The organism is Sphingobium sp. TKS, from assembly GCF_001563265.1.
Taxonomy (GTDB): Bacteria; Pseudomonadota; Alphaproteobacteria; order Sphingomonadales; family Sphingomonadaceae; genus Sphingobium.
The window spans coordinates 37,399-51,824 of record NZ_CP005087.1; the positions used below are offsets into that span (position 1 = coordinate 37,399).

Annotated in this window: 16 protein-coding genes and 2 pseudogenes; 10 read left to right on the forward strand and 8 right to left on the reverse strand. The window is 58.3% G+C overall.

Annotated elements, in window-relative coordinates; all coding sequences use genetic code 11:
- Window positions 1-4 precede the first annotated feature (4 nt).
- Both K426_RS28640 and K426_RS28645 read left to right on the forward strand, forming a co-directional pair.
- Window positions 5-313 carry a BrnT family toxin gene (locus K426_RS28640; protein ID WP_007682056.1) on the forward strand — a complete coding sequence of 103 codons (309 nt, stop codon included), beginning with the start codon at window positions 5-7 and terminating at the stop codon, window positions 311-313.
- Complete coding sequence (locus K426_RS28645; protein ID WP_007682049.1) at window positions 294-626, forward strand: BrnA antitoxin family protein; 333 nt, start codon at window positions 294-296, stop codon at window positions 624-626. The genes K426_RS28640 and K426_RS28645 overlap by 20 nt, the downstream gene beginning before the upstream one ends.
- Before the next feature lie 461 nt (window positions 627-1,087).
- On the opposite strand, the pseudogene K426_RS28650 reads toward K426_RS28645, so the two are convergent.
- Window positions 1,088-1,789: pseudogene (locus K426_RS28650) on the reverse strand (IS5 family transposase); the annotation flags it as partial.
- Window positions 1,790-1,944: 155 nt separating this feature from the next.
- Here K426_RS28650 and K426_RS31980 point away from each other — a divergent pair.
- Window positions 1,945-2,238, forward strand: a complete 294-nt coding sequence (locus tag K426_RS31980) for a hypothetical protein (RefSeq protein WP_145907151.1) — start codon at window positions 1,945-1,947, stop codon at window positions 2,236-2,238.
- Here K426_RS31980 and K426_RS28655 read toward each other — a convergent pair.
- The 3 genes from K426_RS28655 to K426_RS28665 form a co-directional block, all read right to left on the reverse strand.
- Window positions 2,183-2,824 carry an EthD domain-containing protein gene (locus K426_RS28655; RefSeq protein WP_007682040.1) on the reverse strand — a complete coding sequence of 214 codons (642 nt, stop codon included), beginning with the start codon at window positions 2,822-2,824 and terminating at the stop codon, window positions 2,183-2,185. The genes K426_RS31980 and K426_RS28655 overlap by 56 nt on opposite strands.
- A 72-nt stretch (window positions 2,825-2,896) precedes the next feature.
- On the reverse strand, window positions 2,897-3,658 hold the full coding sequence (locus K426_RS28660) for an SDR family NAD(P)-dependent oxidoreductase (protein ID WP_007682039.1): 762 nt from the start codon (window positions 3,656-3,658) through the stop codon (window positions 2,897-2,899).
- Between the two features lie 46 nt (window positions 3,659-3,704).
- Window positions 3,705-4,670 (reverse strand): aromatic ring-hydroxylating oxygenase subunit alpha, encoded by a 966-nt coding sequence (locus K426_RS28665; RefSeq protein WP_237229901.1) that lies wholly within the window; start codon window positions 4,668-4,670, stop codon window positions 3,705-3,707.
- Between the two features lie 61 nt (window positions 4,671-4,731).
- On the opposite strand from K426_RS28665, the gene K426_RS28670 reads away from it, so the two are divergent.
- Window positions 4,732-5,496 carry an IS6-like element IS6100 family transposase gene (locus K426_RS28670; protein ID WP_001389365.1) on the forward strand — a complete coding sequence of 255 codons (765 nt, stop codon included), beginning with the start codon at window positions 4,732-4,734 and terminating at the stop codon, window positions 5,494-5,496.
- A gap of 18 nt (window positions 5,497-5,514) precedes the next feature.
- On the opposite strand, the gene K426_RS28675 is transcribed toward K426_RS28670, so the two are convergent.
- The 3 genes from K426_RS28675 to K426_RS28685 all read right to left on the reverse strand — a co-directional run bounded on the left by K426_RS28675 (window position 5,515) and on the right by K426_RS28685 (window position 7,916).
- Window positions 5,515-5,949, reverse strand: coding sequence for an SDR family NAD(P)-dependent oxidoreductase (locus K426_RS28675; RefSeq protein WP_237230247.1), 435 nt, complete (start codon window positions 5,947-5,949; stop codon window positions 5,515-5,517).
- 72 nt (window positions 5,950-6,021) lie between these two features.
- On the reverse strand, window positions 6,022-6,936 hold the full coding sequence (locus K426_RS28680; RefSeq protein WP_013040178.1) for an alpha/beta hydrolase: 915 nt from the start codon (window positions 6,934-6,936) through the stop codon (window positions 6,022-6,024).
- A gap of 221 nt (window positions 6,937-7,157) precedes the next feature.
- Window positions 7,158-7,916 carry a TetR/AcrR family transcriptional regulator gene (locus K426_RS28685; RefSeq protein WP_007686274.1) on the reverse strand — a complete coding sequence of 253 codons (759 nt, stop codon included), beginning with the start codon at window positions 7,914-7,916 and terminating at the stop codon, window positions 7,158-7,160.
- Window positions 7,917-8,375: 459 nt separating this feature from the next.
- On the opposite strand from K426_RS28685, the gene K426_RS28690 reads away from it, so the two are divergent.
- The 3 genes and pseudogenes from K426_RS28690 to K426_RS28700 all read left to right on the forward strand — a co-directional run bounded on the left by K426_RS28690 (window position 8,376) and on the right by K426_RS28700 (window position 11,804).
- Window positions 8,376-10,019: an AMP-binding protein gene (locus K426_RS28690; protein ID WP_059153310.1), complete on the forward strand. Its 1,644-nt coding sequence runs from the start codon at window positions 8,376-8,378 to the stop codon at window positions 10,017-10,019.
- A pseudogene (locus K426_RS28695) lies at window positions 10,016-10,978 on the forward strand (thiamine pyrophosphate-dependent dehydrogenase E1 component subunit alpha); the annotation flags it as partial. The gene K426_RS28690 and the pseudogene K426_RS28695, both read left to right, overlap by 4 nt.
- A gap of 61 nt (window positions 10,979-11,039) precedes the next feature.
- Window positions 11,040-11,804 carry an IS6-like element IS6100 family transposase gene (locus tag K426_RS28700; protein ID WP_001389365.1) on the forward strand — a complete coding sequence of 255 codons (765 nt, stop codon included), beginning with the start codon at window positions 11,040-11,042 and terminating at the stop codon, window positions 11,802-11,804.
- 18 nt (window positions 11,805-11,822) lie between these two features.
- On the opposite strand, the gene K426_RS28705 is transcribed toward K426_RS28700, so the two are convergent.
- Window positions 11,823-12,239, reverse strand: a complete 417-nt coding sequence (locus K426_RS28705) for a hypothetical protein (RefSeq protein ID WP_066564816.1) — start codon at window positions 12,237-12,239, stop codon at window positions 11,823-11,825.
- Between the two features lie 442 nt (window positions 12,240-12,681).
- On the opposite strand from K426_RS28705, the gene K426_RS31645 reads away from it, so the two are divergent.
- The 3 genes from K426_RS31645 to K426_RS28715 all read left to right on the forward strand — a co-directional run bounded on the left by K426_RS31645 (window position 12,682) and on the right by K426_RS28715 (window position 14,416).
- Entirely contained in the window at window positions 12,682-12,948 is a 267-nt protein-coding gene (locus K426_RS31645; protein WP_145907851.1) for an HTH domain-containing protein, read from the forward strand.
- Window positions 12,949-13,112: 164 nt separating this feature from the next.
- Window positions 13,113-14,021, forward strand: a complete 909-nt coding sequence (locus K426_RS32955) for a recombinase family protein (protein ID WP_021317600.1) — start codon at window positions 13,113-13,115, stop codon at window positions 14,019-14,021.
- A gap of 47 nt (window positions 14,022-14,068) precedes the next feature.
- On the forward strand, window positions 14,069-14,416 hold the full coding sequence (locus K426_RS28715; RefSeq protein WP_335339816.1) for a HEPN domain-containing protein: 348 nt from the start codon (window positions 14,069-14,071) through the stop codon (window positions 14,414-14,416).
- Window positions 14,417-14,426 lie beyond the last annotated feature (10 nt).

A 14,426-nucleotide genomic window follows, 5' to 3' on the forward strand; every position in this document is an offset into this window, starting at 1 on the left:
CGTCATGTTATCCATGCGCTTTTCCTGGCACCCAGCCAAAGCCGAGAGCAATCTGAGAAAGCATGGCATCAGTTTCGAGACGGCCGCCAGCGCCTTCGCAGACCCCTTTGCGCTTAGCGTGCATGATCGGATCGAAGGCGGCGAGCAACGATGGCAGACCTTGGGCCTGGTCGAAGGACATTTACTCCTGCTGGTGGCCCACACCGTCGCTGAGGATGACGACGACGGCGAATATGTGGAGATCATCCATATCATTTCGGCCCGAAAAGCCGATCGAAAGGAAAGACGACGTTATGAAGAAGAAAGACGCTGATACCGTCCGCTTCCAGCTCGATCCGGGCAATCTGCCCCCCTTGACCGAGGCACAGAAGGCCGAGCTGGATGCCCTGCAGGCGATGCCGGATAGCGGTATCGACTATAGTGATGCCCCGACGCTGACAGAGGATTTCTGGAAGACCGCCGAGCGTGGACGGTTCTATAAGCCGATCAAGCAGCAGGTAACGGCGCGGCTCGACGCCGATGTGCTTGCTTGGCTCAAATCCCAGGGCAAGGGCTATCAGGCTCGCATGAACGCAATCCTTCGGCGCGAGATGTTGGCGGCTGCGAAGGAGCGCCGACACGCTTGACGTGCAGGCCGCAGATGGATGCCGCTTTCACGGCCGGGAGTAACCCGGCCCGGCGTAGGCGCGCGAAGCCGCCAGAGTTGCGGCAATCATGTGTTTTTCGCTATGCTCTTTCTTCTAAAATAGCGACCGGTGAAAAATCCGATCCACGCAATTGCTGGAACAAGCCAAGGCCAAAAGGAAGATAAGAGTAGAATCATGTCGCCCCAGCGGCTCCGAGCAATAGCGTTAATGCAGTCGATCCCAATGTTATCGGAGTAGCGACAAATATTCCGAATTTTTGGTTTGCAAATGATACGAGCGAACAGACCAGTAAGATCACGAATATATCTGGCCAAAATTCACCCAACATACGTATCACGTTGTCTTTCTCCACGAACAGCCATCTACATGCGGCGCACTGCAACCCTAAGTCCAAGAAATCCGTCAAGTAACGAAATTTTGTTAAGAGTCTGTCTTGAATCTCATGGGTAACGAGCGATGCGTCGGATGAGGACGATGGCAGCGGCGGCATAGAGGAGCGCGGTTGCGGATTTGATGGTCCGCTCGAAGTCTTTGGCCAGACGGCGATTGCGGTTGATCCATGCGAAGGTGCGTTCGACGATCCATCGTCTGGGATGGACGACGAAGCCGGTCTGATCGGCGAATTTGCGGACGATTTCGATCGTAATGGAGGTGGCGTCCCGGACGCGATCGCTGTTGTAGGCGCTGTCGGCATAGGCGCGCGCGACGAAGGGATGCCGCTGGTGAGACTGCTGGAGCAAGGGCACCGCGCCATCGCGGTCCTGCACATCGGCAGGATGGACCAGTATGATAAGGGCGCGACCATCGGTATCGACCATTGCATGGCGTTTGCGTCCCATGGTCTTCTTGCCTGCGTCGTAACCACGAGGTCCGCCTGCTTCGGTGGTCTTCACGCTCTGGCTGTCGATGACTGCCGCGGATGGTGCTGGTTCTCGCCCTGTCCGGATGCGATCGATCCGAACGAGATGATGATTGAGGCTTTCGAATACCCCATCGTCGCGCAAGGTGCAGAACCACTGGTATACCGTGCGCCATGGCGGAAAACTGTCGGGCAAAAGCCGCCAGGGACATCCTGCCCGTAGCAGATAGAAAATGGCTTCGACGATTTCGCGCATCGGCCAGCATCGCCGTCGTCCGCGCTGGCTGGCTCAGGGTCTGGACGATTTGCTAGCCCGACGACCGGGGCAGGCCGCGACATGGCTATCCTGGCTGCGCAATGCGCCACAATCGCCGGCAGAGCGCAACATCCTGCGCCTGATCGGACGGCTCGCCTATCCGGCACGAAGCAACATACAGCGTGGGTCTGGATGTCAGCCAGCGCAGCACGAGCATCTGTGTTCTCGATCCCGACGGCAAGACCGTGGTGGAAGGGCAGGCGAAGACTAACCCGTTCGAGATCGGCCGCTATTTGCAGAAGCGCCTGGAAGGGCCGCTGAAGCTCGGTATGGATCGCATTCTGGCTCTACCATGGGCTGCGCAGGAGCGGCGTCTGGTTGAGAAGCGTCTTGAGGCGCAGGGGCGGTTAACCTGCACCGTCAGACGTAGCGCTCACTTATCGAGAAGATCGTTTGTGCCTTTGGCGCTCGGCTAAACAGCGCATGGAAAGCGTCACCTGCTGCAGCTATGCCCTGTTCTGCCAATGTCCGCGTCGGCCAATAAAGTTCGCGCACACCGATCACCGAGGGGCCGGGGAGGACGAGCTTTTCGATCGGATGGCACCGGGTATGGCGAAATGCGCCAAGACGCTCGCCAAGTGCGAAATCGTCGTCTCCGGCCCAGGCCGTGCCGCCTTCCTCGAACACCACCTGGGTAAGCTTGGCGAAGTTCGGTCGTCGGTCGATCGACCAGTTATAGGCCGCCTCGTCACCGCGCAGCGCTTCGGCGCGGCTTTTGAGAACCTCTTCGCGTGCGAAAACGGCAAAGAAGTTGTCCATGTCGACGAAATTCGGCTCATCTTTCAGCGCATAGGCCACATAATCAGGATCGGTCACGAAGGCGGCAGCGTCCGCTTCGCTGTCGAACCAGACTTCGGCGATGCCTTCGTAGCGGTTCTGATCGGCATCGAGGAAATCGACGTCGACCTGATGGCTCTGGACATAGCGCTTGATAATCCGGATGCCTTGTCCCAGCGAGCCGTGGGGATAGCGCCAGTGATCGTGAAACGCCTGAGGCGTCATTCCCACTCTCCGTGCGAAGACCGCCATCATTCGTATTGCGCTCATAGTCCGGTTCCCAACGGTTCTGGCAGTTCAGATTGCGGTGTAGCCGCCATCGGCAGCAATGGCGGCGCCGGTGACGAACGAAGAGGCATCCGACAGCAACCAGGCTGCCGTTTCGCCGATCTCCGCCGGTTCGCCATATCGACCGATCGGGTGGGCGGTTTTCAGGAATTCCGCGTGCGAAGGCTCGTTCTCGATCACCGACATCAGCATCGGAGTGCGGATAGCGCCCGGTAGAACTGCGTTCACGCGGATTCCCTGTTGCCCGTAATCGACGGCAGCGATCCGCGTCAGCCCGATAACGGCATGTTTGGCTGCGATGTACTCGCCATGTGCGGGGATCGCGACGGTGCCGCCAACCGACGCCGTGTTCACGATCGAACCGCCGCTCCCCGCTTTCAGCATCGCTGCGATCTGATGTTTCATGCAATGAAAAACGCCGAGCACGTTGATATCCAGGGATCGTTGGAAATCGGCGCTCGTCAGTTGATGAAGCGGCACGTTGACCGGCGGCAGCCCCGCATTGTTGAATGCGCCATCAAGGCGACCGAATTCGGTGATGGCGAGTTCCACGGTCGACCACGCGTTGTCCTCGATACTGACGTCGCAATGGCTGTAGACGGCGTTGCCACCTTCCGCGCGTATCAGTCTGACCGTTTCCTCGGCTGCGGCTTCGACGATATCGGCGACAACCACATTCGCGCCCCGACGGGCAAGAATAAGGGCGGCAGCGCGGCCGATACTGCCGCCTGCGCCCGTCACGATATAGCTGCGTTGCTCCAATCCGGACATTGAGGACCCCATTTTTGACTGACGGGCAAGTGAAGGGCGCTGCCTGTCAGATGCCCAGCGCTTCGCGCACGGTCCTGGCGTTCACCCAGCGATCGACGTGGTGAAGGTTGTGGCGGATCTGTACTTCGCCATCCTGCAACTGCATCGTATCGTATGCGCCGGCCTCGATGCCGCGCTGGGTGCGTTCGGTGTTCGTCACGTCCTCCAGCAGGATTTCCGCGATGCGCGTGATATAGAGTTCCTGTTGCAGCTTTTCCCGCCCGGTCAGTGGCTTGGGTACATGAAACTCGGCTTCCCACCGCGTGCGATTGACGCTGATCGGCCAGAACCTGTGCGACCAGAAACCGCCGGGCGAAAGGTTTATGTGCAGCGTGGGAAAAGCGACGGCGATGTCCAGCGCCCAGTGTTTCGATTGCTTGGGATTGATCGCGGGATGATCGAGATACTCGGTCATCCCCGCCGTTTCCGCGGCACCCAGCACGTTGCCGGTATCGCGGTTCGCATAGGCCATCTTTTCGACCATCGCATCTTCGGGCGGAGCGTAGTCCGGATTGCCGAAAGTGGAAAACTGGCGGTGTGGTCCCCAGAAGCGTGCATCGAGCGGGCGGGAATGCGGATTGACCGCGCTGGCGAAAGTCTTGCCGATCGTCGCCGGGTGGATCGAAGGGATATGGTAGGTTTCCGAAAAGGCATCGGCCAGCACTTTCCAGTTCGCATCGAGATGCGCCTCGAAATAGAGTGACGTATCCGTATTTTCCCAAGAAACCCCGGCAAACCGCGTTCCGAAGTCTCCAAGGAATTCCTGCAGGCTGACTTCGGGCTGCTTCTGGTGGTTGAGGAATATCCAGCCTTCCCACACATCGGTGGCGATCGGCACGAGGCCGCATTTCTTCTTGTCGAGATCGAAGAAGTTCGCCTCGTCTGGCACGCCCATCAGGCTGCCGTCGTTGCGGTAGACCCAGTTGTGGTAATTGCAGGAGAAGCGCGAGGCGCGGCCGCGCTCGGTCAACACGGCTCTGTTGCAAAAATCGTGAAGCTTGAGCATGCTTGGCGGAGATTGGACGGACGGAACGATGACGGATTTCAAGTGGCGCCATTTCCAGGGTGATGTGATCCTGTGGGCGGTGCGCTGGTATTGTCGCTATCCGATCAGCTATCGCGACCTTGAGGAAATGCTGGCGGAACGCGGCATTTCGGTCGACCATACGACGATCTATCGCTGGGTCCAGTGCTACGCCCCGGAGATGGAGAAGCGGCTGCGCTGGTTCTGGCGGCGTGGCTTTGATCCGAGCTGGCGCCTGGATGAAACCTACGTCAAGGTGCGGGGCAAGTGGACCTACCTGTACCGGGCAGTCGACAAGCGGGGCGACACGATCGATTTCTACCTGTCGCCGACCCGCAGCGCCAAGGCAGCGAAGCGGTTCCTGGGCAAGGCCCTGCGAGGCCTGAAGCACTGGGAAAAGCCTGCCACGCTCAATACCGACAAAGCGCCGAGCTATGGTGCAGCGATCACCGAATTGAAGCGCGAAGGAAAGCTGGACCGGGAGACGGCCCACCGGCAGGTGAAGTATCTCAATAACGTGATCGAGGCCGATCACGGAAAGCTCAAGATACTGATCAAGCCGGTGCGCGGTTTCAAATCGATCCCCACGGCCTATGCCACGATCAAGGGATTCGAAGTCATGCGAGCCCTGCGCAAAGGACAGGCTCGCCCCTGGTGCCTGCAGCCCGGCATCAGGGGCGAGGTGCGCCTTGTGGAGAGAGCTTTTGGCATTGGGCCCTCGGCGCTGACGGAGGCCATGGGCATGCTCAACCACCATTTCGCAGCAGCCGCCTGATCGGCGCAGAGCGACAGCCTACCTCTGACTGCCGCCAATCTTTGCAACAGGAGGGGCCATGCGGCGGGCAACGGCCTGGCCGACGCGCCAGACGCCGGTCAGGTTGGTATCGAGAACCTGTGCCCAATCTTGTTCCGTCATATCGAGAAAAGGCGCGGTCGCCGCGACGCCGGCATTGTTGACAAGGATCTGGATCGGGCCGAGCTCGTCCTCGATCCGTGCGACGGCCGCATCAACGCTGGCCCGATCGGTAACATCGAGCGCTACGGCAAGTGCTTTGCCGCCTTGGTCGGTAATCGCCTTTGCCGTGTCCGCGACCCGGTCGATGCTGCGCGCCGCGAGGGCGACATGTGCGCCGTTCGCCGCGAGCAGCAGTCCGAAATGGCGCCCAAGACCGCTCGATGCGCCGGTCACCAATGCGATACGGTCCTGGAGAGGATATACTTCGGACATGATCACCGGTCCTGTTTTCCGCAGAGGATATCTCTTTGGCTACCCCGCAGGCGGCCGTGAAAAGCGTTCGCCTTAGCGGAGCGTCTCGTTGAGCCACCTCAGTCCCGCCTCGGCGGCCATCATGCCTCTCGCCTTGTCGGAATAGAGCGTTATGTGGGTCGTGTGCGGCAACACCACAAGTTCCTTGCGGGGGCAAGGAATGGCATTGAACGTATCGATTTCAAGATCCCATAGGGTAATATCGTCCCCTTCGGCAACCACCATCATGACAGGTGTGTTGATGACGCGACCAACAAAGCTGTTCACATTGTAATTTAGGAGCAATTCGACCGATTCGACAGTGCTCTTGTTCTGATAGAGCGGCGCGTCATTTTTCTTGATCTCGTTAAAGACAATTTCCGCTTCCGGCACCGGCCAGCAAGGAATGTCATTGACGTAATCAATGGTGGCGTGCGGCAAATAGAGTTGCTCACCGGGCTTTTCATAACGTAGCGCGCGATCATCGGCGATCAGCTTCAGAAGTTGGCGCCAGCCGTTTACGCCATGGATACGACGCATATTCTCATATCCGTCGATAACGGGAACATGGCTGATGACCGTTTTCACCCGCTCGTCGATCGCTGCAAGGATGATGACATGGCCGCCGGAATAGGAAATGCCCCAGGCCCCGATCTTGTCGGGGTCGACCGCAGGGTGGCGCTCGAGGAAGCTGATGGCGTTCTGATAATCCCGGATCTGCGCCCAGGGATCCAGATGCTGGCGATTGTCGCCGCCACTGACCCCGAGGTTGCGATAGTCGATGATGAGCGCGTTAAAGCCATTTTCAGCGAACTTCTGCGCATAGGTCGGCATCGTGACCTCACGCACATAGCACCAGCCGCCAGCGAGCACGACAGTGGGCCGACGCCCGCCTTCGTCGGGTGTGTAGAGCCAACCCCGAACAGTATCACCTTCGGACTGGAACTCTACGTCGAGCCTCTGCACCATTACCCTTGCCCTCCCTCGCTTAATTAGAGCCGCGGCCGGACGGTCGCGCCGTGGCGCCCATCCTCATCGCTATCATTGCCCTAACTAAGTGACCAACTGGTAACGTGTCAAGATAGCTTCTCTGCGCCTCCAGAGCTTGGCACCCGATATGCATGGGCCTCGGCCCAATGGGGCCGAGGCCGTGCCGTTAACTTATTTGAAAGCAGGAAGTTTTGCCGGGTTCAGCCTATCGACGCTACATCAAGGGGAGAAGGCCTTTTTTTGGTGGCCCTGGCCAGTCGTGGCTTGCGGACGCGGCGCTGGGGAGGAGCCACCAGCCCGGGATAAATGTTGACGACCCCATCCAGAAACAGAATAATTTCCATCTCTACCCAGGCATCGACGTTTTCAGGCGTGTCGACCCCATATATGAATTTCCGGACGCCGAGATAAAAGATGCGCGAATTGACGCCAAGCACGAGTTCGGATTCGTTCTGTGTGAGAGGCATCTCTTCAATCGTAGGCAGGCCAAGATCGTGACGAAATTCGGCGCAAACCGGCCTGACGAGATGTTCTTGCATGAAAGAATACCAGCGACCGTTTATGTCGGATCCCTTAAGACCTGCGAACATGAATAGGCGGACCCAGTCATAATTAAGCACTGTCTGGGCGAGCGCCTGGTATACATTTACCAGCCGCTCTCGCAACGGAACATTGCGGTTGCTGATTACAATTTCCCAGTATGGATTCCACCGGCCGATGAATACTTCCTGATACACGCGTTCAATCAGTGCGTTCTTGCTGGCAAAATAGCGAAATAACAAAGGGTGCGTGATGTTCAGCCGCTTCGCTAGCTCGCGTGTGTCACCACCAAACCCTACTTCCGCGAAGAATTGCACGGCGCCTTCCACGATAAGCCGCTCGCGTTCGGCGCGCGGCAACCGCGGAGTGTCGGTCTGCGTTTTCTTACGCGGGGTCGTCACCTCATTCCCTTCTTTCATAACCAAGCGCCTTGGCGCCGATGCCAATGGTCGTGAATGCTAAAAAATGACCGGCTGGTCAAGTGCATAGGCGGATGCTTCGCTCCAGCTGACGGCGGTGCGCGCTGAATACGCGCCGCCGCTGGAAGAGGTCCTTACTCTGTGAGTTGTTGCATGTGCGCTTGCAGCATTGTGGCCGGCGGGCAGGAGTTGGGAATTGGTCGTTACGTAGCTTCTTTTTGGCGATGTTTGTGGCGCATAGGGCTATTGACAAATGACCAAACGGTGACCTAAAGTTTCAAACAGACGCAGAGACGATAAGCGCCGTGCAAGTTGGGGCCATCCGGCCGGAAATGCTGAACGGATGGATCGGATGCTGCCAGGGGCCTGCGTGAGCGGGTTGGCAGGCTAGTTTCCCATGTACGGAAGACGAATCGGGAAAGCTCGTGGTCGGTGTGTTTCGCGAGTGAGGGGATAGACGTGCGAAAGGACGTGAGCGGTTGGATCACCCGTCTGAACGACGCGATGATCGACAACTACACAGCTTCAGGCGCATGGCGGAATGAGTCGATCGCCGATATCGCTGCGCGTCTGGTGATCGAAAAGCCTGACATGCTCGCATTTATTGAGGGCGATCGCTCGCTTTATCTGGGTAATCTTGTTACCAAGGCAAGAAAGATTGCTGCGGTACTTGCCACGCGTGGCCTAGTTCCGGGCGATGTGGTAAGCTTCCAGCTTCCCAACTGGCTCGAAACCGCGGTAATCAACCTGGCTTGTTGTATCGGCGGCTTTGTCTGCAATCCCATCATCCCAATCTATCGCGAGGCGGAGGTCGGCTACATCCTGCGCGACGGCCGTGCTAAGATTCTGTTCGTGCCGACGAGCTTCCGTGGCTTCGATTATGTCAATATGGCGCGCGCGCTTCAGGCGGGCCTTCCCGATCTTGCCACCATCGTTACCGTCCGGGGTGAGGCGGAGGGCTGTCTTGGTTATGAGGAGCTTCTCGCTTCAAACGCGCCTGACGTGGCAAGCGGCCATCCCGATCCCAATGCCGTCAAGCTGCTGCTCTATACATCGGGCACGACAAGCCATCCCAAGGGCGTTCTGCACAGCCACAATAGCTTAATGGCCGAGCTCCTTGCCGCTCGGGACTATTGGGGCCTTGGTGCGAGCGATGTGGTGCTGATGCCCTCGCCGGTTACGCATATAACCGGCTATCTTTACGCGCTCGAAATGGGTTTCGTCACCGGCTGTGCCGCGGTGTTGATGGAGCGATGGGACGCCTCTGAGGCGGTCGAGCTGATCAAGCGGCACGGCGTAACGATGAGCGTTGGCGCAACTCCCTTCCTCAGGGAACTTACGGATACGGTCGTGTCGGCCGGGGCTCTGCTCCCCACGATGCGTTTGTTTATCTGCGGCGGGGCGCCGGTTGCGCCGGAACTTGTGCGCCGGGCGGCGCAGGCGATCCCGGGGTGCGCCATATCGCGCGCCTTCGGAAGCAGCGAGGCGCCAACGGTCACGCTGGGTGTCCGGGGCGTCGAAGAGCTTGAGCTTGGCGCGACCACGGACGGGCGCATCGTCAACAATGAAGTGCGGATCATCGACGAAGCGACGGGAGCGTTGCTGGGCGAGGGGGCGGAAGGAGAGATCCTTGTTCGCGGCCCGGAGGTGATGCTGGGCTATACCGATCAAGCGCTGACGGACGATGCGTTCGATCAGGACGGCTTCTTCCGCACGGGTGATCTCGGACGGATCGAATTTGGCGATTTCCTGGCGGTGAGCGGCCGTAAAAAGGATGTTATCGTGCGCGGGGGCGAGAATATCAGCCCTCAGGAAATCGAAGATGCGCTGCATCGCTATCCTGCAATCACCGACGTCGCAGTGGTGGCGATGCCGCATGGAAGGCTGGGTGAAGGGGTCTGCGCCTATGTGATTGCGGATGCGCCCGTTTCCGTCGCCGACATTGGCAGCTTCCTCGGGGAGCAAGGGCTAGCGCGACAGAAATGGCCGGAGCGCGTGGAGATGGTCGACGCGTTTCCGCGCACGGCTTCGGGCAAAGTCCAGAAGAATATCCTGCGTGATCGCCTGGTTGCGCAGGCTCAGCCCACGGAGGCGTCCTTATGAATGGTCCGGACCTTCAACGGTCATTACAGCTTTTTGAGCGCATGCTGCTTATCCGCAGGATGGAGGAGCGGCTTGGTGACCTCGGGAAAGCCGGCGAACTTCCTGGCAATGTGCATCTTTATATTGGCCAGGAAGCGGTGGCCACCGGCGTCTGCGCACATCTTGACGACAGCGACTGGGTTGCCAGCACTCATCGCGGGCACGGTCACTTCCTGGCGAAGGGCGGAGATCCGCGCGCTATGGCGGCGGAGCTCATGGGCAAAGAGACCGGCATTTGCCACGGCAAGGGCGGCTCGATGCATGTTGCCGACGTCTCGAAGGGCATATTGGGCGCCAACGGCATTGTCGGCGGTGGCGTAGGGCTCGCGGTCGGTGCGGCACTCGGCGCGCAGCTTGACGGCGAGGGCCGGGTTGCCGTGGTGTTTTTCGGTGACGGTGCGTCCAGCCAGGGCGTCATTTCCGAGGCGCTGAACATCGCCGCCCTGTGGAAGCTTCCACTGTTGCTGGTCTGCGAGAATAACGGATTTTCTCAATTCTCCCCTTATGAGACGGTGAACGCTGGCGATATCTGGCGCCGCGCCGAACCGTTTGGCATGCCCGGCGCGCTGGTCGACGGCAATGACGTCCACGCCGTATGGCGGGTCGTTGGCGAGGCGGTTGCGCGGGCGCGCTCAGGCGAAGGGGCCACGCTCATCGAGGCTCGTACCTATCGCTGGCGGACTCATGTCGAATCCGAAGAAAGCTTCCTTGCAGCGCCTTATCGCACCCAGGAAGAAGTCGAGAGCTGGAAGCAGCGCGATCCGATTAGCCGGCTGGAAGAATTTCTCGTCTCCGAGGATCTGGAAAAGGACGTGGCCGCTATCCGGGCCAGGGTCGAGGGCGTTACCGAAAGCGCCATCACCGATGCTTTGAATGATCCTCTTCCCCCTGTCTCCCGTGCTTTTGAGGATATGTTCGCCGGCTCTGTTGCAAAAATCGTGAAGCTTGAGCATGCTTGGCGGAGATTGGACGGACGGAACGATGACGGATTTCAAGTGGCGCCATTTCCAGGGTGATGTGATCCTGTGGGCGGTGCGCTGGTATTGTCGCTATCCGATCAGCTATCGCGACCTTGAGGAAATGCTGGCGGAACGCGGCATTTCGGTCGACCATACGACGATCTATCGCTGGGTCCAGTGCTACGCCCCGGAGATGGAGAAGCGGCTGCGCTGGTTCTGGCGGCGTGGCTTTGATCCGAGCTGGCGCCTGGATGAAACCTACGTCAAGGTGCGGGGCAAGTGGACCTACCTGTACCGGGCAGTCGACAAGCGGGGCGACACGATCGATTTCTACCTGTCGCCGACCCGCAGCGCCAAGGCAGCGAAGCGGTTCCTGGGCAAGGCCCTGCGAGGCCTGAAGCACTGGGAAAAGCCTGCCACGCTCAATACCGACAAAGCGCCGAGCTATGGTGCAGCGATCACCGAATTGAAGCGCGAAGGAAAGCTGGACCGGGAGACGGCCCACCGGCAGGTGAAGTATCTCAATAACGTGATCGAGGCCGATCACGGAAAGCTCAAGATACTGATCAAGCCGGTGCGCGGTTTCAAATCGATCCCCACGGCCTATGCCACGATCAAGGGATTCGAAGTCATGCGAGCCCTGCGCAAAGGACAGGCTCGCCCCTGGTGCCTGCAGCCCGGCATCAGGGGCGAGGTGCGCCTTGTGGAGAGAGCTTTTGGCATTGGGCCCTCGGCGCTGACGGAGGCCATGGGCATGCTCAACCACCATTTCGCAGCAGCCGCCTGATCGGCGCAGAGCGACAGCCTACCTCTGACTGCCGCCAATCTTTGCAACAGAGCCGTTCGCTGCACCAGCCGCCGCACGGCCGTTGAAGATTGCGCCTGCGCCATCGGTCACTGAACCAGTCGCTGCATCGACCGCGCCGATCTTGCCATCGCTCAGAAATTCAATCTTGCCATCGCCTTGACCGGTGTTGGGATTCAGCACGATCGAATCGCCCAACACGACACCGGCTGACGGCACCGTCAGCTTTAGATTTGCGTCGTCGGGGGCCGTGATTGCAGTCACGATCGCCGCATTCACGGTGGTACCGGGCACCGACGTCGCGGGTGCGACTGGAGCGGGCACGCTGACATCACGCGCTTGTGCGGCGGAAGCCGCCATAAAAGCGACCGGAATAGCTGTCGAAATAAGCAGCGATTTTTGGAAATTCTTGAGCATGTTTCTACCATTTCCTTAGTGTTCTCAGGCGGCATAAAATGCCGCGCCCATTCGCTAATATTTAGCGGAGGGCGATCTGAGTTTTTTAAAATATGTGATTAGTTGGCGGTTGCAGCCATATAAATATTGGTCACGACATCAATTCCCCCCGGAAACCTAAATGATTGCACGCGACTGCATAGCTACGATATGATCGTAGCTTCGCCGTCAATTTGCGGGTGTATTGACATAAATGGCAATCACAACAGCTATCGACTGCAAAAAATGCATGTAAATAGTTCTAATGGTTGCGCGGAATTACAAATATTGTAACTGGCTGCTGGCTGCTGGCTGCTGGCTGCTGGCTGCTGGCTGTTTGGCGGCATCTTTGGGGGGTATTGCAGAGACTTTAGTTGTCTTTGGCGGGTCGCAAATATTACTGTAATTTACAGGGTTACCGCAAATGACCAACATAGATAATTTCAATATAATTGAAGCTAGCAAAAGTTTTAAAAAAAAATACGGAATAGATCTCCTTAGGGAAGAGGCTAAAATTCTCATTCTTTTGGAAAAGCACGGCGGGCTTTCTACAAAAAATCTAATGAGTTTTCTAAATATATCAAACAGGGGGTTTTATTTAAAAATAAAATCCTTAACTGAAGAAGGGAAAATATATACTGAGGAATGCAAAACAGACAGAAGAGTTAAAATAATAAAGATAAAAAATTAAATTAATTAATAATATGAGGTTGGCACGCCAAATTTTATTGAGTGAGGTTTGCTTGATCCAAAAATCACAAGTTTTGCATAAGTCGGAAAACCACCTAAATCTGCGGCTCTCGGGTATGCGAAAGATATTTGCATAAAGAAGGGCATTTCGGTTATAGTTTGGGCATGACCATTTATGGCTATGCCCGCGTCTCAACAGACGGCCAGACTCTCGATGCACAGCGAGCGGCACTTGTCGCCGCTGGGGCTGCGAAGGTGTTCCACGAAACCGCGAGTGGCATAAAGAGCGATCGCAAGGAGCTGGCGAAGGCGCTCAAGGTGCTGGGAGCAGGGGATACGCTGATCGTTACCCGTCTCGACCGACTGGCGCGCTCAACGCGCGATCTGCTCAACATTCTCGACACGGTGGCAAGGGCAGGGGCGTTGTTCCGCTCGCTCGGTGATCCGTGGGCCGATACCACAACCCCACATGGCCGCTTAATGCTGACGGTGCTGGGCGGGCTGGCCGAGTTTGAGCGCGAGCTGATCGTTACGCGGACAGGGGAGGGGCGCGCCCGCGCCGTGGCGCGCGGACAGCATATGGGACGCCCGCCAATGCTCACCGCCCATCAACGCACCGAAGCCCTGCGCGCGCTGGCCGATGGCAGCGCAACGCAAGCGGATCTCGCGCGCCGGTTCAACGTCAGCCAAAGCACCATATCCCGCCTTGGGAACAAGCTCATCCCCGCAAAGGCCCAACCACCATTGGATTCGGATACTGAGCGCGCAGCGCGGGTGTTCATGAGCCGCATATCAGGCCGCTACGCCGTTGATCGCGCCATTCTGTTCGGAAGCCGCGCCCGTCGCACACACAACGCGACAAGTGACGCTGATATTGCCGTGGTGCTGAAAGGCGAACACGGCAAACGGTCAACCACGGCAATCGACATGGCGGGCATCGCGTTCGACGTAATGCTGGAAACCGGAATCCTGGTCGAAGCCCTGCCGCTGTGGGGCGACGAAATGGAAAACCCTGAACAATTCAGCAATCCCGCCCTGATCCGCACGATCCAGCGTGAAGGGGTAGCCCTGTGAGCAAGCCCGTCACACCGGCATCCTATATGCGGAAGGCGGCTCAAGCCTTGGCAAGCGCGCATCAATTGCTTGCCGGTGGTGATGCTGATGGCGCTTGTAACCGCGCTTATTATGCCATGTTCGACGCCGCTCACGCGGCGCTCCGTTCTGCCAACGTCGCGGAAACCGCTTCCGCTACCAAAACCCATAGAGGATTGATTGCGGCCTTCGGTCAGCATCTTGTCCTTGGCGGACACGTCGCGTCAGAACTCGGCAGTTCGCTTAACAAGGTCGAGCGTCTCCGCCTGCTCGCTGATTACACGGGTGATCCTGTCAGCGACGATGACGCCGTATGGGCAGTCGGGCAGGCTGATATTTTCGTTGCGGCAATCCGCGATGCATTCGGCATCGCGTAGCCGCCTGCTT

Bases quoted from the DNA above. Each gene is read 5' to 3' on its own strand.
- K426_RS28640 (WP_007682056.1), top strand. From the start codon at position 5: ATGTTATCCATGCGCTTTTCCTGGCACCCAGCCAAAGCCGAGAGCAAT.
- K426_RS28645 (WP_007682049.1), top strand. From the start codon at position 294: ATGAAGAAGAAAGACGCTGATACCGTCCGCTTCCAGCTCGATCCGGGC.
- K426_RS28655 (WP_007682040.1), bottom strand. From the start codon at position 2,824: ATGACGCCTCAGGCGTTTCACGATCACTGGCGCTATCCCCACGGCTCG.
- K426_RS28660 (WP_007682039.1), bottom strand. From the start codon at position 3,658: ATGTCCGGATTGGAGCAACGCAGCTATATCGTGACGGGCGCAGGCGGC.
- K426_RS28670 (WP_001389365.1), top strand. From the start codon at position 4,732: ATGACGGATTTCAAGTGGCGCCATTTCCAGGGTGATGTGATCCTGTGG.
- K426_RS28675 (WP_237230247.1), bottom strand. From the start codon at position 5,949: ATGTCCGAAGTATATCCTCTCCAGGACCGTATCGCATTGGTGACCGGC.
- K426_RS28680 (WP_013040178.1), bottom strand. From the start codon at position 6,936: ATGGTGCAGAGGCTCGACGTAGAGTTCCAGTCCGAAGGTGATACTGTT.
- K426_RS28685 (WP_007686274.1), bottom strand. From the start codon at position 7,916: ATGAAAGAAGGGAATGAGGTGACGACCCCGCGTAAGAAAACGCAGACC.
- K426_RS28700 (WP_001389365.1), top strand. From the start codon at position 11,040: ATGACGGATTTCAAGTGGCGCCATTTCCAGGGTGATGTGATCCTGTGG.
- K426_RS28705 (WP_066564816.1), bottom strand. From the start codon at position 12,239: ATGCTCAAGAATTTCCAAAAATCGCTGCTTATTTCGACAGCTATTCCG.
- K426_RS31645 (WP_145907851.1), top strand. From the start codon at position 12,682: ATGACCAACATAGATAATTTCAATATAATTGAAGCTAGCAAAAGTTTT.
- K426_RS32955 (WP_021317600.1), top strand. From the start codon at position 13,113: ATGACCATTTATGGCTATGCCCGCGTCTCAACAGACGGCCAGACTCTC.